Genomic DNA, 21,069 nt, shown 5'->3' with positions numbered 1-21,069 from the left:
CGGGAGCCGCGTGACCGGACCGGCCGGTGGCCGGCGTACCCTCTTGCGATGCGTCGTGACGAGCACCTCGACATCGCGTACACGATCCGGCGCTCCGACCGGGCCCGGCGCGTGCGCGTGCGGGTCGACGCCGCCGAGGGGGTGGAGGTCGTGCTGCCGCGCCGCGCGCCCGAGCGCGAGGCGGCGGCCGCGATCAGGCAGCTGCGGCCCTGGATCGAGCGGCGGATCGCGGAGCTCGAGCAGGCGCGCGCCGCCGTCGCCGCGCGCGGCGCGACCGTGCCGTACCTCGGCCGCCCGCTGCGGCTCGCCGCCGAGCCCGGCCGTGCGCGCGTCCACCGGCGCGGCGACACGCTGCTGGTCCCCGCCGGCGACCACCGCGACGCGCTCGAGCGCTGGTACCGCCGCCGCGCCCACGAGGAGATCGCGCCGCGCCTCGACCGCGCGACGGCGCAGGCCGGCACCGCGTACACGAAGCTGACGATCCGCGGGCAGAGAACGCGCTGGGCGAGCTGCTCCAGCAGGGGCGCGATGAGCTTCAACTGGCGGCTGCTGCTGGCGCCCGAGCCGGTCGTCGACTACGTCGTCTGGCACGAGGTCTGCCACCTCGAGGTGATGGACCACTCGCCGCGCTTCTGGGCGCTGCTCGCCAGCCGCTGGCCCGACTACCGCGCCCACGCCGACTGGCTGCGCCGCAACGGCGGGACGCTGGTGCTGTGAGCGAAGGCGGCCGGGAGGGCGCGCCGGGCACGCGCTCCGCGGGTGCGGCCGCCGCACGCGAGCGGGGCCGGTTCGCCGTCGTCGGCCATGTCGAGTGGCTCGACCTCGCCGTCGTCGATCATCTGCCGCGCGCGGGCGAGATCGTGACGGCGACCGACCACCTCGAGGCGGCCGCCGGCGGCGGCGCCGTCGCGGCCGTGCAGCTGCGCCGGCTCGCCGGGCACGCCGACTTCTACAGCGTCGTCGGCGACGACGCGCTCGGCGCGCGGGCGGCGGCCGAGCTGCGCGGGGCGCTCGGCGTCGCGCTGCACGCCGTCCCGCGGCCCGGTCGTGGCCAGCGGCGCGCCTTCACGCACGTCGACGCCTCCGCCGAGCGCACGATCACCGTGCTCGGCGAGCGGCTCGTCCCGCGCGGCGAGGAGCCGCTGCCGTGGGAAGAGCTGGCGGCGGCCGACGCCGTCTACTGGACCGGCGGCGACGCCGCCGCGGCCGCCGCCGCGCGGCGCGCGCGGGTGCTGGTCGCGACCGGCCGCGCGCCCAAGGGCCTGATCGCCGCCGGCGTGAGGCCCGACGTCGTCGTCGCCAGCGCGAGCGACCGCAAGGAGCTGGCCGGCGCCGAGGCGCTGCCGGAACGCCCGCGCTGGCTGGTGCTGACCGACGGCGCGCGCGGCGGGCGGTGGGAGGGAGCCGACGGCAGCGTCGGGCGATGGGAACCGGCGACGCCGCCCGGCCCGCTCGTCGACGCCTACGGCTGCGGCGACTCGTTCGCGGCCGGGCTGACCTACGGCCTCGGCGCCGGCCTCCCGCTCCCCGACGCGCTCGCGCTCGCCGCCCGCTGCGGCGCCTGGTGCGCGACCGGCCGCGGCCCCTACGGCCGCCAGCTCACCGGCGCGGAGCTGTAGCGCGCCGCGCGAGAGCCCCCGCCCCGCCGCTCACCCCCGGCCGTCGGCCAGCGCCCGCCGCAGCGCGGTCGTGGCGGTCTCGTCGTCGCGCCGCTCGACGACCTTGCGGCTGGCGCGGCCGGTCCACGCCTCGGTCGAGCCGTCGCCGCGCACGTCGACGCCGGCGCGGACGCGCGGGAGGAACCGCTCCGGTCCGCTCAGCTCGGCGCGCGCGACGACCTGCTCGGCGGGGGAGAACCTGCGCGTCTTGACGTCGATCGTCTCGCGTCGCGGCCTCAGCGACAGGTGCGCGACCCGCTGCTCGAGCTCGTCGAGGGCGGCGTCGAGCGAGTCGAAGCGGGCCCGCTCGACGCGCGGCCCGGTCCGCACGGTCAGGCGGTAGCGGTCTGCCATCTGCGCGAGCCTATCCGGGAGGCGCCCGCGGGCGCACCGGCGAAGCGGGCCGCTACGCCGCGTTCAGCTCGTACAGCAGCTCGCCGGCGCCGTCGGACCAGGTCGCCTCGGCGAGACGGCGGGAGATCCGTCTCAGCACCGCCCGCACGGCGGTGTTCTCGTGCAGGACGGTCGCGGAGAAGTGGCGGATGCCGCGCTCGACGGCCGCGTCGGCGAGCGCCTCGGCGATCGCGGAGCCGAGGCCGATCCCCTGGAAGGCGTCGGCGACGACGATCGCGAACTCGGCCGTGTCGGGCCGGTCTCTGAGCCGTATGAAGCGGCCGACGCCGAGCGTCGCGTCGGGGTAGGCGTCGGCGACCGCGACGAGCGCGACGTGGTCCTCGCCGTCGACCTCGGTCAGGTAGCGGAGCTCGGCCGCGCTCAGCCGCGGCTTCGGCATCAGGTAGCGCAGCCGCTGGGTCTCGGCCGACATCAGCGCGTGGCCGGCGGCGAGGCGCTCCTTGTCGTCGGGACGTATCGGGCGGATCTCGATCGAGAGGCCGTCGTACAGCTCGGGGGACATCGCTTCGTCAGCGTACGAACCGTCCCGCCTTTCGTCTGTGGTGGCGATCACACGTTCGGCTCACGGCGCGCGGCCGCGTGCCCGTGCGCCGCGCCGGCCAGCCGCGCCGGGCCCCCGGAACGCGAAGCGCCGGCCCAAGGGCCGGCGCTCGTGAGGCGTTCGTCAGGAGGCGGAGCCGCTCAGCGCTGCGCCATCGGGACGTAGTCGCGCTGGCGACCGCCCGTGTAGATCTGACGCGGACGCGCGATCTTCTGCTCCTTGTCGTCGATCATCTCCAGCCACTGCGCTATCCAGCCGGAGGTGCGGCCGATCGCGAACAGGACCGGGAACATCTCGACCGGCATGCCGAGCGCCTCGTAGATGAGGCCGGAGTAGAAGTCGACGTTCGGGTACAGCTTGCGCGAGACGAAGTACTCGTCCTCGAGCGCGATCTTCTCCAGCTCGAGCGCGACGTCGAGGTACGGGTTGGTGCCCGTCACCTCGAACACGTCCATCGTCGCTCTCTTGATGATTCTCGCGCGCGGGTCGTAGTTCTTGTAGACGCGGTGGCCGAAGCCCATCAGCCGCTCGTTGCCGGCCTTCACGCCCTCGACGAACTCGGGGATCCTGTCGACGGTTCTGATTCGCCGCAGCATCCGCAGGACCGCCTCGTTGGCGCCGCCGTGGAGCGGGCCGTAGAGCGCGCCGACGCCGGCCGCGATCGCCGAGTACGGGTCGACCTGCGAGGAGCCGACCGAGCGCACGGCGCTGGTCGAGCAGTTCTGCTCGTGGTCGGCGTGGAGGATGAAGAGGACGTCGAGCGCCTTCTCCAGCCGCGGGTCGGGCTGGTACTTCAGCTCGGCGATCTTGTAGACCATGCTGAGGAAGTTGCCCGCGTAGCTGAGGTCGTTGTCGGGATAGACGTACGGCATCCCGCGGTTGTGGCGATAGGCGAAGGCGGCCAGCGTCGGCATCTTCGCGATCAGCCGCACGATCTGGGCGTAGCGGATCTCCGCGTCCTTGATCTGCGTCGCCTCGGGATAGAAGGTCGACAGCGCGCCCACCGACGCCAGCAGCATCCCCATCGGGTGCGCGTCGTAGCGGAAGCCCTGCATGAACTCCTTCACGTTCTCGTGCACGAACGTGTGGATCGTGACCTCGTGGGTCCACGTGTCGAGCTGGGCCTGCGTCGGCAGCTCGCCGTGGACCAGCAGGTAGGCGACCTCGAGGTAGCTCGACTGCTCGGCGAGCTGCTCGATCGGGTACCCGCGGTACTCGAGGATGCCTCTGTCGCCGTCGATGTAGGTGATCGCCGAACGACACGACGCGGTGTTCATGAACGCCGGGTCGTAGGTCATCAGGCCGAAGTCGTCGTCGTTGACCTTGATCTGGCGGAGGTCGATGCTGCGGATCGTCTCGTCCTCGATCGGGATCTCGTACTGACGACCCGTACGGTTGTCCGTGATCGAGAGCGTGTTGCTGGCCTGGGCTACGCCGCCAGTGGCGCCCTGCCCCGTGGTGTCCGTGCTCATGGCTCTCCCTGGAAAAGCTTTTGTCTCGTTTCGCACTCGTTTTACCGGATCGGGCCGCTCGGCCCTTTCCCGGCACGTGAACGCTGGTTGGGAAACGCACGCGCCCGAGCGGGCGCGCGAGCGCGAAACGCGGCGGCGCGCCGCTCAGTTGGCGGTGACGATCGCCATCGCGATCGTGACGCCGACGAGCACCGCGGTGCCGGCCAGCACCGTGCGCGCGACGCCCTCGCCGTCGGCGAAGGCCGGCCGCAGCACGCCGATGCCGCCGACGAGGACGGCCCACGCGGCGAGCACCGCGCCGGCGACGTAGAAGGGCGTCTGAGAGCCGTGATCGGCGGCACCCTCGGCCGCGAAGACCAGAAAGGCGAGCATGGCGCGAGCCTAACCGATCGCGCCGGCCGCGGGGGAGAGTTGTGCGGCGGGCGGCCGCGGGACGGGACCGGCGCGCCGGCGGAGGGGGCGAGAGGTGCGCGCGCGGTCGCTCCGCGCGCGCACGTCTATCCGTATGACGCGCTACGCGGCGCGCGTCGGCGGCGGGGAGCCGTAGCGGCTCTCGGTCGCCTCCCGCTGGCCCTGGTAGTGGCTGCCGAGATCGGCGCTGCCGTACGGGCGCACCGCCGGCTTGTCGAGCGTCATGAACGACAGCTGGGCTATCAGCACGCCGGGGTAGAGCTTGATCGGCACGCGCGTGAGGTTGTTCAGCTCCAGCGTCAGCGTGCCGTTCCAGCCCGGGTCGCAGAAGCCGGCGGTCGCGTGGACGATCAGTCCGAGGCGGCCGAGCGAGGACTTGCCCTCGATCCGCGCGACGATGTCGGGCGGCAGCTCGACCCATTCGAGCGTGCGGCCGAGGGCGAACTCGCCGGGGTGGATGACGAACGAGTCGCCCTCGGCGATCCGGACCTCCTCGGTCAGGTTCTCCGGCGGCCGTCTGAGGTCGATCGACGTCACGCGGTGGTTGTGGAACACCCGGAAGGTGTCGCCGAGGCGAAGGTCGACGCTCGCCGGCTGGACGAGCGCGGGGTCCCAGGGGTCGATCTTGATGCGGCCCTCCTCGACGAGGCGGGTGATCGTCCCGTCGGAGAGGACCGAGGTCGCGGTCGGCGTCATGCCGGCGAAGTGTGCCAGCACCGGCGGATGCGCGCTGCCGCGGGGCGGCGCGCGGCGCGCGGGCGCGCGCCGATCAGTGCTCGCGCAGCCGCTCGTGCCCGCCGACGGCGGTGCGCGTGCGCGCCGGCGCGTCGGGGAGCGGGTCGCCGTGCGGTCCGCGCCGGCGCGGCCAGCGCGGGAAGGGCGGACGAGGGTGGCGCGGGTCGCGGACATGGCGCACCTTCGAGCCGCCGTCGCCGCCCTGGGCGCCGTCCTCGCCCTCGGGCACCTGGCGGATCGCCCACCAGACGAGCCACAGCAAGAGCCCGATCGGGATCTTGAGGACCAGCATCAGCCACACGAAGCCCCATCCCATGGAGCTTCCGATGCTACCCCCTGCCGTGCCCGGCGTCACGCCGCATTGCGGACCGCTGACCGCCGCCAGATCGTGTAGTCAAGATGCACGAAACGGTGCCACCACTGCCGGTTTGGGCAGTTGAGATTGACGTGTTCAGCGATACTGTTTATTCTTGCTTCACGCAATGGGCCGTACGAACGAGGGAGAGGTCTCGGGCATGAACATCGCGTCACGTGGAGCGTCCATGGCGGTCGACTGGGAGCAGCGCGTCGACTTCGCGCGGCTGCGCTCGGATCGCCTGACGCGCGCCAAGGCGGCGCTGGAGGCCTCCGAGCTGGGGGCGGTCCTCCTGTTCGACCAGAACAACATCCGCTACGTCACCTCGACCCACATCGGCGAGTGGGCGCGCGACAAGAGCGCCCGCTGCGTCCTGCTGCCGCGCAACGGCGACCCGGTCCTGTGGGACTTCGGCTCGGCTGCCAAGCACCACCAGCTGTACGCACCGTGGCTGCCGGAGAGCAGCTGGCAGGCCGGCGTCACCTCGATGCGCGGCGCGATGCCGCGCGAGAGCGGCGTCCCGGACCTGCTCGCCGGCCACATCTACGACGTGCTCGACGACCACGGCCTGCTCGACAAGCCGGTCGGCATCGACCTGACCGACATGGAGACGCTCGCCTCGCTCGCCCGCCGCGGGATCGAGACCGGCGACGCCGCGCCGGTGATGCAGAGCGCCCGCAAGATCAAGACCGCCGACGAGATCGCGCTGCTCGACCAGGCGGCCGGCATCGTCGACGCCGTCTACCAGCGGATCTACGAGACGCTCAGACCGGGCGTGCGCGAGCACGAGATCGTCGCCGACGCGCAGCGGATGCTGTTCGAGCTCGGCTCCGAGCAGGTCGAGGCGATCAACGCCGTCTCCGGCGACCGCTGCAGCCCGCACCCGCACGTCTTCTCCGACCGTCTGCTGCGCCCCGGCGACCAGGCCTTCTTCGACATCATCCACTCGTTCATGGGCTACCGGACGTGCTACTACCGCACGTTCTCGGTCGGCTCGACCAACCAGCAGCAGATCGACGCCTACAAGCAGTGCCGCGAGTGGCTCGACGACGCGATCGCGCTCGTCCGCCCCGGCGTCACGACCGACAAGATCGCCGAGGTCTGGCCGACCGCGCAGGAGCTCGGCTTCCCGAGCGAGGAGTCGTGCTTCGGCCTCCAGTTCGGCCACGGCATCGGCGTCGGCCTCTACGAGGCGCCGATGATCTCGCGCCTCAACTCCTTCGAGGATCCGATCGAGATCGAGGAGGGGATGGTCTTCGCGCTGGAGACCTACTGCGCCACCAGAGACGGCACCGGGGCGGCCCGGATCGAAGAGGAGATCGTCGTCACCGCCGACGGTCCCCAGATCATCACCCGCTTCCCGGCGGAGGAGCTGCTCGTCTGCGGCAAGCAGTACGTCCGCGGCGCCGACCTCGTCGGCGACCGGGTGGAGGTGTGAGCATGGCTGCCACGCGCAAGGACGGCGCCGCCGTGACCGAGCTGAGCGGCCCCGCCCAGCACGGCGTCGAGCTCTACCGGCGGATGCTCGTCGTGCGCCGCTTCGAGGAGGCGGTCCAGTCGCTGTTTCAGAAGGGCGAGGTCCACGGCACGACCCACCTGTACGTCGGCGAGGAGGCCGGCGCGGTCGGCGTCGCCGACGTGCTGCGGCCCCACGACCGGGTCGCCGGCACCTACCGCGGCCACGGCCACGCGCTGGCGCTCGGCGTCGACCCGCAGGCGCTGCTCGACGAGATGCTCGGCCGCGAGACCGGCGTCTGCGGCGGCCGCGCCGGCTCGATGAACGTGATCGACCTCGGCAACCGCCTGATCGGCTGCTTCGGGATCATCGGCGGCTCGATCTCGGCCGCGACCGGCGCCGCGCTGGCGCTGAGACAGCAGGGCGACGGCGTCGCGGTCGCCTTCTTCGGCGAGGGCACGACCAACCACGGGTACTTCCACGAGTGCCTCAACTTCGCCGCCGTCCTGAGACTGCCGGTGCTGTTCGTCTGCGAGAACAACCGCTACGGCGAGTTCACCCCGTTCGAGGACGTGACGGCCGGCGAGATCGCCGCCCGCCCGCAGACGCTCGGGATCCCGACCGAGACGGTCGACGGGATGGACGTGTGGGCCGTGCGCGAGGCGGCGGAGGCCGCTGTCGAGCGCGCCCGCGCCGGCGAGGGGCCGCAGTTCATCCAGTCGATGACGTACCGCTTCGTCGGCCACTCGCGCTCCGATCCGGGCAGGTACCGCAAGCCGGGCGAGCTGGAGGAGTGGAAGCAGCGCGACCCGCTGAAGGTCGCGCGCGAGAAGCTGGCCGCGGCGTTCGGCGTCGACGGCGCCGTCGTCGACGGAGTCGACGCCGAGGTCGAGGCGCAGTTCGAGGCGATCGTCGAGCGGTCGCTCGCCGCCCCATACCCCGACCCCGTGCGCGACGCGGCGCGCGAGTTCGCCCCGACGACGTCATGAGCGCGACCGAGCAGGCGGCCGCGATCGTCGAGGTCCCGCTGCCGCGCCTCTCCGACTCGATGGAGGAGGGCACGATCGTCACGTGGCTGGCCGCCGACGGCGAGGCCGTGACGCGCGGCCAGGAGATCGTCGAGGTCGAGACCGACAAGGCGACGATGCCCTACGAGGCCGAGGTCGACGGCATCCTCCACATCGCCGTGCAGGAGGGCGAGACCGCCGCGGTCGGCGCGATCATCGCCCGCATCGCCCCGGAGGGCGTGGCCGTCGAGGCGGCGGCGCCCGCTCCCGCGCCGGCTCCCGTGCCCGCCGCGCCGGCCCCCGCGCCGGCCGCGCCTGTTCGCGAGAACGGGAGACGGGTCTCGGCCTCGCCGCTGGCGCGGCGGATCGCGCGCGAGCTGGGGATCGACCTCGCCGCGCTGGTCGGCAGCGGGCCGAACGGACGGGTCGTCAAGCGCGACGTGCTGGCGGCGCAGCCGGCCGTGCTCGCGAGCGGCGCGCCGCTCGCGCCCGTCGGCAGCGCACCGGCCGCCCCGGCGAACGGCACGCCCGCGCCGGCCGCCGCGTCCGCGCAAGCGAGCCCGGCCGCCGACGCCGCCAAGGGCGCGGTCGAGCGGATCGCGCTCAGCCGCGTGCAGCAGACGATCGCCAAGCGGATGGCCGAGGCGAAGCAGGCGCCGGAGTTCGTGCTCGACGCCGAGGTCGACATGTCGGCGGCGATCGCGCTGCGCGAGCGGTTCAAGCAGCTGCTCGCAGGCGGCGAGAGGAAGCCGCCGTCGCTCGGCGACTTCGCGATCAAGGCCGCGGCGCTGGCGCTGCGCGAGCACCCGCGCGCCAACGGCGCCTTCGCCGGCGACGCCGTGGAGCTGTACGGACGGGTCAACGTCGGCGTCGCCGTCGCGGCGCCCGACGCGCTGCTCGTGCCGACCGTCTTCGACGCCGACGTCCGCTCGCTCGGGCAGATCGCCGCCGACGTGCGGCGGCTGGCCGCGGCCGGGCGCGCCGGGAGGCTGACGCCGCAGGAGATGAGCGGCGCGACCTTCACCGTCTCCAACCTCGGCATGTTCGGCGTCGACGCCTTCACCGCCGTGCTCAACCCGCCGCAGGCGGCGATCCTCGCCGTCGGCGCGATCAGGGAGCGGGCGGTCGGCCGCGACGGCGCGCTCGTGCTGGCGCCGACGATGGTGGCGCGCCTCACCTGCGACCACCGCATCCTCAACGGCGCCGACGGCGCCGCCCTGCTCGCGCGCATCCGCGAGCTGCTCGAGACGCCGGAGCTGCTGGCGCTGTGAGCCCGTACGCAACCACCGCCGGCCGCCGCCACGCCGGCGCGCAGAGCACTTCACTCGGAATGAAGGGGTCCATCGATGGCTGACAAGCTGGAGTTCCGCCGCGCGATCCGCGACGCGCTCGACGAGGAGCTGGCGCGCGACGAGCGGGTCGTCTTCTTCGGCGAGGACGTCGCCAAGCCGGGCGGCGTCTTCGCCGCCACGCCCGGGCTCTACGACGCCCACGGCGAGGCGCGCGTCTTCGACACGCCGATCTCGGAGCTGGCGATCACCGGCGCCGCGTTCGGCGCGGCCGTCTGCGGCCTGCGCCCCGTGATCGAGATCATGTTCGCCGACTTCCTGCCGCTCGCGATGGACGGCATGGTCAACCAGGCGGCGAAGTACTGGTACCTCTCCAACGAGCAGGCGCCGGCGCCGATCGTCGTCCGGTCCGCCTACGGCGCCGGCGGCCGCTTCGGCGCGATCCACTCCCAGTCCCCGGTCGCCTGGTTCCAGAACGTGCCGGGGCTGAAGATCGTCGCGCCGAGCACGCCGGCCGACGCGAAGGCGCTGCTGAAGGCGGCGATCCGCGACGACAACCCGGTCCTCTTCCTCGAGCACAAGCGGCTCTACTCGCTCAAGGGCGACGCTCCGACCGAGGAGGTCACGACGATCGGCGAGGCGAAGGTCGTGCGCGCGGGCGGCGACCTGACGATCGCGGCGGTCGCGACGAGCGTCCACCACGCGCTCGCCGCCGCCGAGACGCTCGCCGCCAAGGGCCTGGAGGCCGAGGTCGTCGACCTGCGCTCGCTGCGCCCGCTCGACGTGCCGGCGGTCGTCGCCTCGGTGACGAAGACCAACCGCCTGCTCGTCGTCGAGGAGGGGCCGCTGACCGGCGGCTGGGCCGGCGAGCTGGTCGCGCAGGTCTCCGAGCACGCGCTCGGGGAGCTGGACGACGTCTGGCGGCTGGCGACCGACGACCTGCCGACGCCGTACAGCCCGCCGCTGGAGGACGACTTCCTGCCCGGCACCGAGGCGATCGTCGCGAGCGTGCGCGAGCGGCTCGGCGTCGCCGCCGGCGCGTAGGAGGCGGGAGCGGTGGAGCAGCGGCCGGCCGTGAGCGACGGCGTGCAGCAGCAGCGGCCGGCGGCCGGCGGGGAAGGCGCCGTCGTCGCACCCGTCCGCTTCGGGATCCTCTCGACCGCGGCGATCGCCGAGCACCTGGTCGGCCCGCTGCGCGACTCCCCGCTGACCGAGCCGGTCGCCGTCGCCAGCTGGCGACGGCGACCGCGCCGCGGAGTGGGCTGCCCGCCACGGCCTGCCCGTCGCCCACGGCTCCTACGAGGCGCTGCTCGCCGACGAGCGGGTCGAGGCCGTCTACGTCCCGCTGCCCAACGGCCTCCACGGCGAGTGGACGCGGCGGGCGCTCGAGGCCGGGAAGCACGTGCTGTGCGAGAAGCCGCTGACGGCGACCGCCGACGAGGCGCAGGAGCTGTTCGCGCTCGCCGCCGACCGCGGGCTCGTGCTGGCCGAGGCGGCGATGTACCGCCACCACCCGCAGACCGCGCTGCTGCGGCAGGTCGTCGCCGAGCGGCTCGGACCGCTGCGCGCGCTCCACGCCGCCTTCCACTACCCGATCGACGGGCTCGACGGGGACGTGCGGGCCCGCCCGGAGCTGGCGGGCGGCGCCCTGCGCGACCTCGGCCTCTACTGCGTCAGCGCGCTCAACCTGCTGGCCGGCGGCGAGCCGGAGGAGGCGGTCGGCCGCGCGCGGCTCCATCGCGGCGGCGTCGACGTCGCCTTCGGCGGCCTGCTCTCCTACGCCGGCGGCGTGACGGCGTCGTTTCACTGCTCGATGGACAGCGCGCTGGCGCTCCACCTGACCGTGACCGGCGAGCACGGCACGCTGACGGTCCCGAACCCGTTCCAGCCCGGCCGCCCGTCGATCTGGGCGCCGCGCCGCTGCCCGGCGGAGGCGACGCTGTCGACCGCCGCCGGCGAGGAGCGGATCGAGCTGCCCGGCGGCGACCCGTACCTGTCCGAGGTCGAGGACGTCGCCCGCGCGATCCGCGGCGCGGGCGGCTTCACGATCCCGGCGGCGGAGACGATCGGGGTCCTGCGGACGATCGACCGCCTGCTGGCGAGCGCCGGCGTCGCGACCGCGCCTCCCGCGCCTCCCGCGCCTCCCGCGTCGGCCGCCACGGCCTGAGGCGCGGCGGTGCGGCGCGGCTGCCGCGGCCGGCCGCGGCAGCTCAGTGGTTCGTCGTGCGGGGGTCGCCGCCGCGTCCGACGACGACCCAGATCGCGATCGCGGGGACGTCGCCGGCGTTGAAGAGGCGATGCGGCGTCGAGGAGTCGAACGAGATCGAGTCGCCGGCCTCCAGCTCGTGCGTCTCGAAGCCGACGGTGACGCCGAGCGTCCCCTCGATCACGGTCCCGTACTCGTGGCCGCTGTGGCGCATCAGGGCGTTCTCGGGCGTCGATTCGCTGCCGACGTCGTAGGTCGTGCGCAGGAACTCGACGTCGGTGTTCGGCTCGGAGGTGAGCAGGTCCCAGCGGACGCCGGAGCCGAGCGACAGCGACTGCTGGCCCTCGCGGCGCTGGACGTATCCGGGGCCGCGGGCCGCGTGCGGCTCGGCGCCGTCGACGGGCCGGGCGGCGGCAGGGGCGCCGCCGAACAGCTCGTCGAGCGAGATCCCGAGCGCGGAGGTGATCGAGTAGAGCGTGTTGACCGACGGCATCACGCGCTCGCGTTCGATCTGGCTGATCATGCTCGCCGACACGTCGAGCTGACGGCTCAGCTCGCGGACGCCGATGCCCTTGCGCTCGCGCTCCGCGCGCAGGCGCGCGCCGAAGCCGGGTGCCGCGGCAGCGCCGCCGTTCTCTCTCACGATCCCCCTCGACATGACTGCTGAGTGTACGGCCTCGGTAGAACGGATGTACAGCTTTGTTCAGTCCGGATTACAAGATATGGCGCACGTTCCGCCAATTCCCCGGTCGCCGTGCGGCCTTTCGTTTACTATAACTGCACACTTTGGGCGTGAGAGGAGCGACGCGATGACGAGCAGCGAGAACGGGCGGACGGCGGCGCGCGAGGCGGTGTCGGCATGACCGCCGTCGCTTTCCTCGGCCTCGGGCGGATGGGCGCGCCGATGGCGGCGCGGATCGCCGCCGCCGGCCACGAGCTGCGCGTCTGGAACCGCACGCCGCGCCCGCAGCTGACGCCCGCCGGCGCGACCGCCGCCGCGACGCCGGCCGAGGCGGTCGACGGCGCCGAGGTCGCGATCACGATGGTCGCCGACGCGGCCGCGCTCGACGCGATCCTCGACGGGCCGGGCGGCCTGCTCGCCGGCGCCGCCCCCGGCACCGTGCTGGTCGACATGTCGACGATCGGGCCGGAGGCCGCGCGCGCCGTCGCCGCCCGTGCCGAGGGCGCCGGCCTCTCCTTCCTCGACGCGCCGGTCTCCGGCAGCGTCCCGGCCGCGACCGACGGCACGCTCGTCGCGATGGTCGGAGGCGAGGCGGCCGCGCTCGAGCGGGCGCGGCCGGCGCTCGCCGCGATGACGCGCGAGCAGCTCCACCTTGGCGGCACGGGCGCCGGCGCGGCGATGAAGGTCGCGCTCAACCTGATGCTGGCCGTCGTCAACCAGTCGGTCGCCGAGACGCTCGCGCTCGCCGAGGGCGCCGGGATCGACCGCGCCGCCGCCTACGACGTGCTCGCCGGCGGCGCGCTGGCGGCGCCGTACGTCCACTACAAGCGGGCGGCGTTCACCGATCCCGAGCACGCGCCGGTCGCCTTCTCGGTCGAGCTGATGCGCAAGGACGTCGGCCTCGGGCTGGAGCTGGCGCAGGCCGGCGGCGTCGACGCCGGCGCCGGCGAGGCGGCCGCGGCGCTGCTCGACCGGGCGCTCGCCTCCGGCCTCGGCGACCGCGACGTCGCGAGCGTGCTGGAGCTGCTGTCGCCGGCCGCGCGCGGATGAGCCGCGCGCGCCCGGAGCTCAGCCCGCGCCGTTGCGGCCGGTGATGAACCAGATCGCCTCGGCCGGCTGCTCGCCGATCGCCCACAGCCGATGGGGGACGTCGGAACTGAACGAGATCGAGTCGCCGGCGCGCAGCTCGTGGTGCTCGTCGCCGAGCGTCACGCCGAGGCGGCCGCTCAGCACGACGCCGCGCTCGGTCCCCTCGTGGCGGATCAGCTGGTCGGGCTCGCACGACTGGCTGCCGACCGGATAGGTGACGTGGAGGAACTCGGTGCCCGGCTCGTAGCCGGTCAGCAGCTCCCAGCGGACGCCCGAGGCGAGCGTGATCACGCCGCGCTCCGCGCGCGGGAAGACCCTTCCCGTCGGCGCCGCCAGCGTCGCGGCCGCGGCCGGCCGCTCGCCGTCCTGCACGACGGCGTCGAGGCGGACCAGCGCCGGGTGCTCGCCGGACTCGCTCGTCTGCGCGAAGACGTCGTCCATCGACAGCCCGAGCTCGCTCGTGAGCGTGTACAGCGTGCCGACCGAAGGCATCACCTGGCCGCGCTCGATCTGCGAGACGGCGCTCGGCGAGAGGCCGATCCGCTTCGCCAGCTCGCGCAGCGAGAGGCCTTGGCGCTCGCGCTCCGAGCGCAGCCGCTCGCCGACCGACGCGACGAGCCTGTCTGTGGTCGGGCCGGCGCGGCGGTCGGCCCCGCGGCCCACGTCCAAACTCCCTCCCATGGTGGTCGACGAGCGTACAGCAACACCACACGAGAAGCGATGCTGTACGGGGATCTGGGTGCATTTCCCTGTAGGAATCGGGGTTCTCTACTTCTCGTGCGCCAGCTTCTGTCCATTTCTGCTTGACAATGTGAAGGGTGGGAATTAGCTTGCCGGGGCGAGTCGGCGCGCGGCATCCCCTGGAGCAGGCGCCCCGCGGCCGGCTCCCAGCTGTCCAAGCATCGATCTGGGAGAGAGAGAACGTGCTGCGCACCAACCTCGAGGGCAAGCTCACGCTCATCACCGGCGCCGCGACCGGCATCGGCCGCGCCGCGGCGCTCGGATTCGCCGCCGAGGGAGCGCAGCTGGCGCTGGTCGACCGCGATGCCGACGCGCTCGCGCAGACCGCCGAGGAGGCGCGCGCCCAGGGCGTCGAGGTCGCGACCGCGACCGCCGACCTCGGAACGGCCGCCGGCATCGACGAGGCGCTCACGACGCTGCTCGGCGACGGCACCGCTCCCGACGTGCTCGTCAACAACGTCGGCGCCGGCTCGGTCCGCACCTTCGACGACCTCAGCGACGACGACTGGCACGCGACCTTCGAGCTCAACTTCTTCAGCTACCTGCGCACGATCCGCGCGGTGCTCCCCGGGATGCGGGCGCGCGGCACGGGCGCGATCGTCAACAACGCCTCCGACCTCGCCCGCCAGCCGGAGGCCAACCCGGTCGACTACGCGGCCTCGAAGGCCGCCGTGCTCGCGCTGACCAAGTCGCTGGCGCGCTCGGAGGGGCCGGCGATCCGCATCAACGCGGTCGCCCCCGGTCCGATCTGGACCCCCTTCTGGACGAAGCCCGGCGGCTTCGCCGACACGCTCGCCGAGGTCCACGGCCTGCCGCCGCAGGAGGCGGTCGAGCACGAGATGAAGCTGCGCCAGCTCCCGCTCGAGCGGCTCGGCACGGCTGAGGAGGTCGCCAACGTGATCGTCTTCCTCGCCTCCGACCTGGCCGCGTTCGTGACGTCGAGCGTGTGGGGCGTCGACGGGGGCAGCGTGCGCGCGATCGTGTGATCAGCGCGCACACTTGTAAAGCATGCATGCACGAATAGCGCAGTTTTGAGCGCTATTGCTTGACAATTCACGGCAAGCGTGTAGCATTACTAGACATGACCGTCGGAGGAGAGAACGCGGTGGTGGATCCGTCGAAGGCCGCCCCGGCCGGCAAGCCGCTCGTGCGCGCGAGCGGCGTCACGAAGAGCTACGGCGGCGTCCAGGCGCTGGTCCGGGCCGACCTCGAGCTGATGGGCGGCGAGATCCACGCGCTGCTCGGCGAGAACGGCGCCGGCAAGAGCACGCTGGTGAAGGTGATCGCCGGCCGCGAGCAGGCCGACGGCGGCGAGCTCGAGATCGCAGGCGGCCATGCCGACGTCAGCGTCGTGTACCAGGAGCTGACGATCGTGCCGGCGCTGTCGGTGCTCGACAACGTCTTCCTCGGCCATCCGACGGTCAAGCAGCTGATGCGCCGCCGCTCGCTGCGGCCCCGCGCGCGGCAGTACCTCGACGCGCTCGGGCTCGAGCACGTCGACCTCGACCGGCCGGCCGGCGAGCTGCCGCTCGCCGAGCGCCAGCTGGTCGAGATCGTCCGCGCGACGGCGCGCGAGTGCCGCACCGTGATCCTCGACGAGCCGACCGCGACGCTCTCCGACGTCGAGATCGAGCGCGTCTTCGCCGCCGCGCGCCGGCTGCGCGACGACGGCTGCGCGGTCGTCTGGATCTCGCACCGGCTCAAGGAGGTCTTCGAGCTGGCGGACAAGGTGACCGTGATGCGCAACGGCGCGCACGTCTCGACCGACCCCGCCAGCGCGCTGACGACCGACGAGCTGGTCGCGCGGATGATCGGCAGCAGAGCGCTGCAGGAGCGCGAGCGCGTCGCCCGCGTCCACGCCTCCGGCACCGGGTCGGCGCGCGTGAGACTGGAGCGGCTGGCGCTGCCCGGCCGCTTCGCGCCGCTCGACCTCGAGCTGGCCGCCGGCGAGATCGTCGGCATCACCGGTCAGATCGGCTCCGGCGCCGACTGGGTCACCAAGACCGTCGCCGGCCTCGGCCGCGACCGCGCCGGCCGCGTCGTCGTCGACGGCAGGGAGGTCGCCAAGCCCGGCGTCCGCGAGGCGCTCGCCCACGGCATCTCCTACGTCTCCGGCGACCGCGCGAAGGACGGCGTCTTCCTCGACGTGACCGTCGAGCGCAACATCTCCTCGATGGTGCTCGGCGAGGTCGCCCCCGGCGGCGTCCTGCAGCGCGGCAAGGAGCGCTCGCTCGGCGAGCGGCTCGGCAGGCTGATGGCGATCGACCGGCGCCGGCTCGGATCGCGCGCCGGCGAGCTCTCGGGCGGCAACCAGCAGAAGGTGTCGCTGGCGAAGTCGATCGCGCCCGGGCCGAAGCTGCTCGTGCTCAACGAGCCGACCCGCGGCGTCGACGTCGGCGCCCGCGCCGAGATCTACGACCACCTGCGCAAGCTCGCCGACGACGGCGCCGCGGTGCTGCTGTTCTCGACCGACCTCGTCGAGATCATCGAGGCCTGCGACCGCGTCGTGACGATGTTCCGCGGTCGCGTCGTGCGGACCGCCGACGTCGAGGGCCTGGACGAGCAGGCGATCCTGCGCGACATCCTGCACCCGCAGGAGGAGGAGGTGGCGGCATGAGCCCGCTGCAGACGAGGCGGCCGGCGCTCGCCGACGGCGGCGCCGCCGCGGCCGCCGACACGCGCGTGAGCGAGCAGCAGGGCTTCGCCGCCTGGCTGCGCGAGCGCGACATGCAGACGCTCGCGATCCGCGGCGCCGCGCTCGTGATCCTGCTCTACGCCTGCGTCGCCGTCGACGGCTTCGGCACGGTCGACAACGTCAAGTCGCTGCTGCAGTCGGTCGCGCTGATCGGCATCGCCGCGGTCGGCACCGCGTTCGTGACGATCTCGGGCAACTACTTCATGCTCTCGGTCGGCGCGACGACGGCCGTCTCGACGATCGTCTTCGCGAAGGCGCTGTCGCTCGGACTGCCGCTCGCCCTCGTCGTCACGCTCGGCGCCGGCGCGATCGCGGGGCTCGTCCAGGGCGCCGCGGTCGGCCTGCTCAACACCAACCCGATCGTCACCACGATCGCGGCGGCCTCGCTGATCCTCGGCGTCGGGCAGATCGTCTCCGGCGGCCTGACCGTCAACGCCGACAGCACCAGCGCCGACGTGCTCAACAACACGATCGTCGACGTGCTGCCGGTGCGCGTGCTGATCTTCTTCGCCGTCGCGCTCGTCGCCCACTGGGTGATGCAGAAGACCCGCTTCGGACGCGAGGTGCGGCTGACCGGCTCCAACCGCGAGGCGGCCGAGCTGGCCGGCCTGCGCGTGCGGCGCGTGATCGTGCTCGCGTTCGTGCTCGCCGCGACGGCGGCCGCGCTCAGCGGCGCGCTGCTCGCCGCCGAGGCCTCGCAGGGCAACCTCAGACTGGGCGCGACCTTCGACTTCGACGTGATCGCGGCCGTGCTCGTCGGCGGCGTGCTCGTCACCGGCGGCCGCGGCTCGATCATCGACGCCGCCTTCGGCGCCGTCTTCATCGGAATGGTCGGGAACATCCTGATCGTCTCCGGCCAGCCCTACGAACTGCAACTCGTCGCCAAGGGCGCCATCGTGATCCTCTCGATCGCGCTCGCCGCGCTTGCCTCCCGGAGGCGTCGATGAACATCGCCAAGCTCGCGCGCGACAACCGCGCGTCCCTGCTGCGGATCGCGCTGCTGCTCGCGCTGGTCCTCTACTTCAGCGCCAACCGCGCCGGCTTCCTCGACACGGGGAACCTCTTCAGCCTGATGCAGGCGTTCGCGCTGCTCGGCCTCGTCGCCTTCGGCCTGTCGGTGACGATGATCGCCGGAGAGTTCGACCTGTCGGTCGGCGCGATGGTCGCCGTCGCCGGCATCATCGCGATCAAGGCCGGCGGCTCGGGCGCCGCGGCCGGCCTCGCCGTGGCGGTCGCCTTCGGCCTCGGCGTCGGGATCCTCAACGGGCTGCTGACGGTCGGTCTCGGCGTCTCGTCGCTGGTCGTCACCGTCGGGACGCAGATCATGCTGACCGGCCTCGCGTACGGCCTCGCCGGCGGGCAGACCGTCTCCTACGAGAACTTCCAGGTCGCCGCCGACGTCGACCAGGTGATCGCCACGATCTTCTCGCCGCGCTCGCTGGTCGCGATCGCCGCCGGCGTGCTGGTCTGGCTGCTGCTGCGCTGCACGCGCCTCGGCCGCGACATCATCGCGACGGGCAGCTCGCGCGAGGCGGCGGCGGCCGCCGGCGCGCGGACCCGCACCGCGGTCGTCGTCTCGTTCGCGATCTCCGGCACCTTCGCCGCGCTCGCCGGCGCGCTGCTCGCCTTCTCGCTGCTGAGCGCCGCCCCGACCACCGGCGGCGACCTGCTGCTGCAGGCGGTCTCGGCCGCGATCCTTGGCGGCGTCGCGCTCGCCGGCGGGATCGGCGGGATGGCCGGCGTCGCCGTCGGCGCGCTGACGCTCACCGCGCTCAACAACGGCCTCAGCTTCATCGGCGCATCCGACGCCGCGATCTCGATCTCCAACGGCCTGCTGCTGCTCGCCGTGGTGACGATCAGCGCGGGCGGGCCGGCCCGCCTGGCCGAGCTCGTACGAGCACGGATCCGGCGCCCTGCCACGAGCTGAGGCGCCGGCTCGCCCGGCCCACCGCGCACACGCCGCTTCCCCCCGTCAAACACACGAGGAGTGACATGTTCCACCTGGAGGAGGGGGTGACCCGCAGGGTCGCCCGATCGCTGCTTGCCCTGACGACCGCCGCCGTCGTCACGTTCGGAGTCGCCGCCTGCGGCTCGTCGGATGACTCGTCCGGCTCCTCGGGCGGAAGCGACGGCGGCGGCGCCGCCGCCGTCCAGACGTCCGACGACGTCAGCGGCAAGAAGGTCATCCTGCTCACCGTCACGCCGCAGTGCGACTACTGCGCCCGCGCGACGAGAGCGTTCGAGGAGACGGCCAAGAGAGCCGGCCTCGTCGTCGAGAAGAAGATCACCAACTACGACGCCGCCGAGCAGGCCGACCAGGTCAACCAGGCGATCGCCCAGAGACCGGACGCGATCGCCTACTGGCCCGCCGACGCGACCGCGTCGATCCCGTCGCTGAACCGCATGAAGGCGGCGAGAGTCCCGGTCATCGTCACCAACTCCTCGCCCGGCGAGAGATACAGCGACCTCTTCAACGCCTTCACCGGCCCCAACGACACGCGCCTGGGCGAGCTGGCGGCCGAGGGCCTGATCAGAGGCCTCGAGGAGAAGAACGGCAGAGCCGAGGGCAACATCTTCGTCGTCGGCGGCCAGCCCGGCTCGCCGCCGGCGATCCAGCGCCTGGAGGGCTTCGAGAGAACGCTCGCCGAGAGAGCGCCCGGCATCAGAATCGTCGGCAACCAGCCCGGCAACTGGGACCAGACGCAGGCGACGACCGCCGCCGACGGCCTCTTCACCGCCAACGCCGGCAAGAACATCGTCGGCGTCTACGCCCAGGCCGACAACATGGCCGCGGGCGTGATCGTCTCCGCCAAGCGCAAGGGGCTGGACCCGAGAAGACTCGTGATCGTCGGCGGCAACTGCCAGCCGGAGGGCCTGCGCAACATCAGAAGCGGCGAGCAGTACTCGTCGGTGCTGCAGTCGCCGCTCGACGACGGCCGCCTGGCGGCCGAGGCGGTCGTCAACGTGCTGTCCGGCAGAGACCAGGAGCACAACGACTACCTGCCGGCCGAGGTGATCGTCAGAGAGAACCTCGCCACCTGCGCGGAGGGCGTCGGCTGATGATCGTCCGCTCGCGCAGAAACGTCCCCGAGGACGTCGCCATCACGGCCCAGGAGGGCTGGGAGGGCATGCACATCTGGTGGCTGATCGACAAGGAGCAGACCGGCACCTCCGGCGTCGTGCTCAACACCGTCGACTTCCCGCCGCAGAAGGCGCACGAGGTCCACAGACACGACAACGCGGCGGAGTACTTCTACGTCGTCAGAGGCTCCGGCCTGTCGATGTCCGACGGCGACCCCGTCCGCCTGAACGAGGGCGACGTGGCGATCTACCCGCCGAACGAGTGGCACGGCTTCTACAACGACACCGACGAGGTCTGCGAGGTCGTGACCTTCTGGACCGGCGTCGACCGCTACGCCGACCTCGGCTACGAGGGCCTGCCCGACTGGAGAAGAACGCTGGAGGGCCACATCTAAATGAGCACCACGGAGACGGCGGCGGTCGACGACCGCCGCCTTCCCGGCCAGCTGCCGGCGACGGTCGTCGTGACCGGGACCGGCGGCGACGGCCTCGGCGCCGTGTCGGCGAAGCTGCTCGCCGCCGCCGGCACGCGCGTGATCGGCGTCGACCTCGCGGAGGTCGCCGAATACGACAACTACACGCACGTGCGGGGCGACGTGACGGTGCAGGAGACGTGGGACCGCGTCCTCGCCGCGCTCGACGCCGCCGGGGAGACGGGCCGCCTCGGCCTGATGACCTCGGCCGCCTACCTCGAGGTCGGCACCGTGCTCGACCTCGACCTCGACGTCTGGCGCAAGACCTACGAGATCAACGTGATCGGCACCGTCCTCGGGATGAAGGCGCTGCTGCCGCGGATGATCGCCGCCAGAGACGGCTCGATCGTCACGATCGCGTCGATCGACGCGCTCCACGCCGAGCAGCAGCTGGTCTCCTACTGCGCCTCCAAGGCGGCGGTGCTGCAGCTGTCGCGGACGGCCGCGCTCGACCACGCGCGCGACGGCGTCAACGTCAACTGCGTGCTGCCCGGTCCGATGCGCGCCGGCCTCTTCGAGCGCCACATGTCCTCGGCGGCCGACCCGGAGCAGTTCCTCGCGACGCGCGCCAACCGCCAGCCGTTCGGCGAGATCCCGCGTCCGGAGGAGGTCGCGAAGGTCGCGCTCTTCCTGCTCTCCGACGCGGCGAAGGGAATGACCGGCGCCCAGGTGACCGCCGACGCCGGCCTCACCACCGGCTTCGACTTCCGCACCGGCGCGGAGGGCTCCTCCGCCTGAGCTTCGCGGCCAGGGGTTCGCGCGAC

Annotated in this window: 23 protein-coding genes and 1 pseudogene; 16 read left to right on the top strand and 8 right to left on the bottom strand. The window is 73.0% G+C overall.

The annotated features are described in order from the left end of the window. Positions 1-48 precede the first annotated feature (48 nt). Together BDZ31_RS13970 and BDZ31_RS13965 are read left to right on the top strand one after the other, a co-directional pair. The gene (locus tag BDZ31_RS13970) at positions 49-717 is read left to right on the top strand and encodes a M48 family metallopeptidase (RefSeq protein WP_183342942.1); all 669 of its coding nucleotides are present in this window, start codon (positions 49-51) and stop codon (positions 715-717) included. Next, entirely contained in the window at positions 714-1,619 is a 906-nt protein-coding gene (locus tag BDZ31_RS13965; protein WP_183342941.1) for a PfkB family carbohydrate kinase, read from the top strand. The genes BDZ31_RS13970 and BDZ31_RS13965 overlap by 4 nt, the downstream gene beginning before the upstream one ends. 30 nt (positions 1,620-1,649) lie before the next feature. Here the strand turns inward: BDZ31_RS13965 and BDZ31_RS13960 are convergent, their stop codons facing one another. From BDZ31_RS13960 to BDZ31_RS13935, 6 genes are all read right to left on the bottom strand, one after another. Then, on the bottom strand, positions 1,650-2,012 hold the full coding sequence (locus BDZ31_RS13960; RefSeq protein ID WP_183342940.1) for a hypothetical protein: 363 nt from the start codon (positions 2,010-2,012) through the stop codon (positions 1,650-1,652). Between the two features lie 52 nt (positions 2,013-2,064). Next, on the bottom strand, positions 2,065-2,574 hold the full coding sequence (locus BDZ31_RS13955; protein ID WP_183342939.1) for a GNAT family N-acetyltransferase: 510 nt from the start codon (positions 2,572-2,574) through the stop codon (positions 2,065-2,067). A 179-nt stretch (positions 2,575-2,753) separates the two neighbouring features. Further along, positions 2,754-4,085, bottom strand: coding sequence for a citrate synthase (locus BDZ31_RS13950; protein WP_183342938.1), 1,332 nt, complete (start codon positions 4,083-4,085; stop codon positions 2,754-2,756). Positions 4,086-4,229: 144 nt separating this feature from the next. Beyond that, entirely contained in the window at positions 4,230-4,457 is a 228-nt protein-coding gene (locus tag BDZ31_RS13945) for a hypothetical protein (protein ID WP_183342937.1), read from the bottom strand. A 141-nt stretch (positions 4,458-4,598) separates the two neighbouring features. Continuing rightward, entirely contained in the window at positions 4,599-5,192 is a 594-nt protein-coding gene (gene dcd / locus BDZ31_RS13940; RefSeq protein WP_183342936.1) for a dCTP deaminase, read from the bottom strand. Positions 5,193-5,265: 73 nt separating this feature from the next. Next, complete coding sequence (locus BDZ31_RS13935; RefSeq protein WP_183342935.1) at positions 5,266-5,547, bottom strand: hypothetical protein; 282 nt, start codon at positions 5,545-5,547, stop codon at positions 5,266-5,268. A gap of 226 nt (positions 5,548-5,773) precedes the next feature. Here BDZ31_RS13935 and BDZ31_RS13930 point away from each other — a divergent pair, with 226 nt between their 5' ends. The 6 genes and pseudogenes from BDZ31_RS13930 (at position 5,774) to BDZ31_RS13910 (ending at position 11,505) form a co-directional block, all read left to right on the top strand. Beyond that, the gene (locus BDZ31_RS13930) at positions 5,774-7,024 is read left to right on the top strand and encodes a M24 family metallopeptidase (RefSeq protein ID WP_221243057.1); all 1,251 of its coding nucleotides are present in this window, start codon (positions 5,774-5,776) and stop codon (positions 7,022-7,024) included. Positions 7,025-7,026: 2 nt separating this feature from the next. Beyond that, positions 7,027-8,031, top strand: a complete 1,005-nt coding sequence (locus tag BDZ31_RS13925; protein WP_183342932.1) for a thiamine pyrophosphate-dependent dehydrogenase E1 component subunit alpha — start codon at positions 7,027-7,029, stop codon at positions 8,029-8,031. Continuing rightward, on the top strand, positions 8,028-9,320 hold the full coding sequence (locus tag BDZ31_RS13920; protein ID WP_221243056.1) for a dihydrolipoamide acetyltransferase family protein: 1,293 nt from the start codon (positions 8,028-8,030) through the stop codon (positions 9,318-9,320). The genes BDZ31_RS13925 and BDZ31_RS13920 overlap by 4 nt, the downstream gene beginning before the upstream one ends. Positions 9,321-9,395: 75 nt before the next feature. Then, entirely contained in the window at positions 9,396-10,382 is a 987-nt protein-coding gene (locus BDZ31_RS13915; protein WP_183342930.1) for an alpha-ketoacid dehydrogenase subunit beta, read from the top strand. Between the two features lie 214 nt (positions 10,383-10,596). Continuing rightward, positions 10,597-10,815, top strand: a pseudogene (locus BDZ31_RS26015) (Gfo/Idh/MocA family protein); the annotation flags it as partial. A gap of 21 nt (positions 10,816-10,836) precedes the next feature. Beyond that, on the top strand, positions 10,837-11,505 hold the full coding sequence (locus BDZ31_RS13910) for a Gfo/Idh/MocA family protein (RefSeq protein WP_343075593.1): 669 nt from the start codon (positions 10,837-10,839) through the stop codon (positions 11,503-11,505). 43 nt (positions 11,506-11,548) lie between these two features. On the opposite strand, the gene BDZ31_RS13905 is transcribed toward BDZ31_RS13910, so the two are convergent. Further along, complete coding sequence (locus BDZ31_RS13905; RefSeq protein ID WP_183342929.1) at positions 11,549-12,202, bottom strand: cupin domain-containing protein; 654 nt, start codon at positions 12,200-12,202, stop codon at positions 11,549-11,551. Between the two features lie 201 nt (positions 12,203-12,403). On the opposite strand from BDZ31_RS13905, the gene BDZ31_RS13900 reads away from it, so the two are divergent. Then, positions 12,404-13,276, top strand: coding sequence for an NAD(P)-dependent oxidoreductase (locus BDZ31_RS13900; RefSeq protein WP_183342927.1), 873 nt, complete (start codon positions 12,404-12,406; stop codon positions 13,274-13,276). 18 nt (positions 13,277-13,294) lie between these two features. Here BDZ31_RS13900 and BDZ31_RS13895 read toward each other — a convergent pair whose 3' ends face one another. After that, complete coding sequence (locus BDZ31_RS13895; RefSeq protein WP_183342926.1) at positions 13,295-13,978, bottom strand: helix-turn-helix domain-containing protein; 684 nt, start codon at positions 13,976-13,978, stop codon at positions 13,295-13,297. A gap of 263 nt (positions 13,979-14,241) precedes the next feature. Here BDZ31_RS13895 and BDZ31_RS13890 point away from each other — a divergent pair, with 263 nt between their 5' ends. From BDZ31_RS13890 to BDZ31_RS13860, 7 genes are all read left to right on the top strand, one after another. After that, a complete protein-coding gene (locus BDZ31_RS13890; RefSeq protein WP_183343057.1) occupies positions 14,242-15,042 on the top strand; it encodes an SDR family NAD(P)-dependent oxidoreductase in 801 nt (266 codons plus the stop codon). A 95-nt stretch (positions 15,043-15,137) separates the two neighbouring features. Further along, entirely contained in the window at positions 15,138-16,673 is a 1,536-nt protein-coding gene (locus BDZ31_RS13885) for a sugar ABC transporter ATP-binding protein (protein ID WP_183342925.1), read from the top strand. Continuing rightward, positions 16,670-17,698, top strand: a complete 1,029-nt coding sequence (locus BDZ31_RS13880; protein ID WP_183342924.1) for an ABC transporter permease — start codon at positions 16,670-16,672, stop codon at positions 17,696-17,698. The genes BDZ31_RS13885 and BDZ31_RS13880 overlap by 4 nt, the downstream gene beginning before the upstream one ends. Beyond that, positions 17,695-18,678 carry an ABC transporter permease gene (locus BDZ31_RS13875; RefSeq protein ID WP_183342923.1) on the top strand — a complete coding sequence of 328 codons (984 nt, stop codon included), beginning with the start codon at positions 17,695-17,697 and terminating at the stop codon, positions 18,676-18,678. Before BDZ31_RS13880 ends, BDZ31_RS13875 begins: the two co-directional genes overlap by 4 nt. Before the next feature lie 65 nt (positions 18,679-18,743). Beyond that, positions 18,744-19,811, top strand: coding sequence for a sugar ABC transporter substrate-binding protein (locus tag BDZ31_RS13870; RefSeq protein ID WP_183342922.1), 1,068 nt, complete (start codon positions 18,744-18,746; stop codon positions 19,809-19,811). Continuing rightward, positions 19,811-20,227 (top strand): cupin domain-containing protein, encoded by a 417-nt coding sequence (locus BDZ31_RS13865; RefSeq protein WP_183342921.1) that lies wholly within the window; start codon positions 19,811-19,813, stop codon positions 20,225-20,227. The genes BDZ31_RS13870 and BDZ31_RS13865 overlap by 1 nt, the downstream gene beginning before the upstream one ends. Beyond that, complete coding sequence (locus tag BDZ31_RS13860) at positions 20,228-21,043, top strand: SDR family NAD(P)-dependent oxidoreductase (RefSeq protein WP_183342920.1); 816 nt, start codon at positions 20,228-20,230, stop codon at positions 21,041-21,043. The last annotated feature ends 26 nt before the right edge of the window (positions 21,044-21,069 follow it).

This window comes from Conexibacter arvalis (genome assembly GCF_014199525.1).
GTDB lineage: Bacteria > Actinomycetota > Thermoleophilia > Solirubrobacterales > Solirubrobacteraceae > Conexibacter > Conexibacter arvalis.
The sequence above is the reverse complement of the archived record's forward strand: the minus strand, read 5'-3'. Positions and strand labels throughout refer to the sequence as shown.

What these genes read in the sequence shown, in the direction of transcription:
- BDZ31_RS13970 (WP_183342942.1), top strand. Translation starts at nt 49, where the DNA reads ATGCGTCGTGACGAGCACCTCGACATCGCGTACACGATCCGGCGCTCC.
- BDZ31_RS13960 (WP_183342940.1), bottom strand. Translation starts at nt 2,012, where the DNA reads ATGGCAGACCGCTACCGCCTGACCGTGCGGACCGGGCCGCGCGTCGAG.
- BDZ31_RS13955 (WP_183342939.1), bottom strand. Translation starts at nt 2,574, where the DNA reads ATGTCCCCCGAGCTGTACGACGGCCTCTCGATCGAGATCCGCCCGATA.
- BDZ31_RS13950 (WP_183342938.1), bottom strand. Translation starts at nt 4,085, where the DNA reads ATGAGCACGGACACCACGGGGCAGGGCGCCACTGGCGGCGTAGCCCAG.
- BDZ31_RS13945 (WP_183342937.1), bottom strand. Translation starts at nt 4,457, where the DNA reads ATGCTCGCCTTTCTGGTCTTCGCGGCCGAGGGTGCCGCCGATCACGGC.
- dcd (WP_183342936.1), bottom strand. Translation starts at nt 5,192, where the DNA reads ATGACGCCGACCGCGACCTCGGTCCTCTCCGACGGGACGATCACCCGC.
- BDZ31_RS13935 (WP_183342935.1), bottom strand. Translation starts at nt 5,547, where the DNA reads ATGGGATGGGGCTTCGTGTGGCTGATGCTGGTCCTCAAGATCCCGATC.
- BDZ31_RS13930 (WP_221243057.1), top strand. Translation starts at nt 5,774, where the DNA reads ATGGCGGTCGACTGGGAGCAGCGCGTCGACTTCGCGCGGCTGCGCTCG.
- BDZ31_RS13925 (WP_183342932.1), top strand. Translation starts at nt 7,027, where the DNA reads ATGGCTGCCACGCGCAAGGACGGCGCCGCCGTGACCGAGCTGAGCGGC.
- BDZ31_RS13920 (WP_221243056.1), top strand. Translation starts at nt 8,028, where the DNA reads ATGAGCGCGACCGAGCAGGCGGCCGCGATCGTCGAGGTCCCGCTGCCG.
- BDZ31_RS13915 (WP_183342930.1), top strand. Translation starts at nt 9,396, where the DNA reads ATGGCTGACAAGCTGGAGTTCCGCCGCGCGATCCGCGACGCGCTCGAC.
- BDZ31_RS13910 (WP_343075593.1), top strand. Translation starts at nt 10,837, where the DNA reads ATGTACCGCCACCACCCGCAGACCGCGCTGCTGCGGCAGGTCGTCGCC.
- BDZ31_RS13905 (WP_183342929.1), bottom strand. Translation starts at nt 12,202, where the DNA reads ATGTCGAGGGGGATCGTGAGAGAGAACGGCGGCGCTGCCGCGGCACCC.
- BDZ31_RS13900 (WP_183342927.1), top strand. Translation starts at nt 12,404, where the DNA reads ATGACCGCCGTCGCTTTCCTCGGCCTCGGGCGGATGGGCGCGCCGATG.
- BDZ31_RS13885 (WP_183342925.1), top strand. Translation starts at nt 15,138, where the DNA reads ATGACCGTCGGAGGAGAGAACGCGGTGGTGGATCCGTCGAAGGCCGCC.
- BDZ31_RS13880 (WP_183342924.1), top strand. Translation starts at nt 16,670, where the DNA reads ATGAGCCCGCTGCAGACGAGGCGGCCGGCGCTCGCCGACGGCGGCGCC.
- BDZ31_RS13875 (WP_183342923.1), top strand. Translation starts at nt 17,695, where the DNA reads ATGAACATCGCCAAGCTCGCGCGCGACAACCGCGCGTCCCTGCTGCGG.
- BDZ31_RS13870 (WP_183342922.1), top strand. Translation starts at nt 18,744, where the DNA reads ATGTTCCACCTGGAGGAGGGGGTGACCCGCAGGGTCGCCCGATCGCTG.
- BDZ31_RS13865 (WP_183342921.1), top strand. Translation starts at nt 19,811, where the DNA reads ATGATCGTCCGCTCGCGCAGAAACGTCCCCGAGGACGTCGCCATCACG.
- BDZ31_RS13860 (WP_183342920.1), top strand. Translation starts at nt 20,228, where the DNA reads ATGAGCACCACGGAGACGGCGGCGGTCGACGACCGCCGCCTTCCCGGC.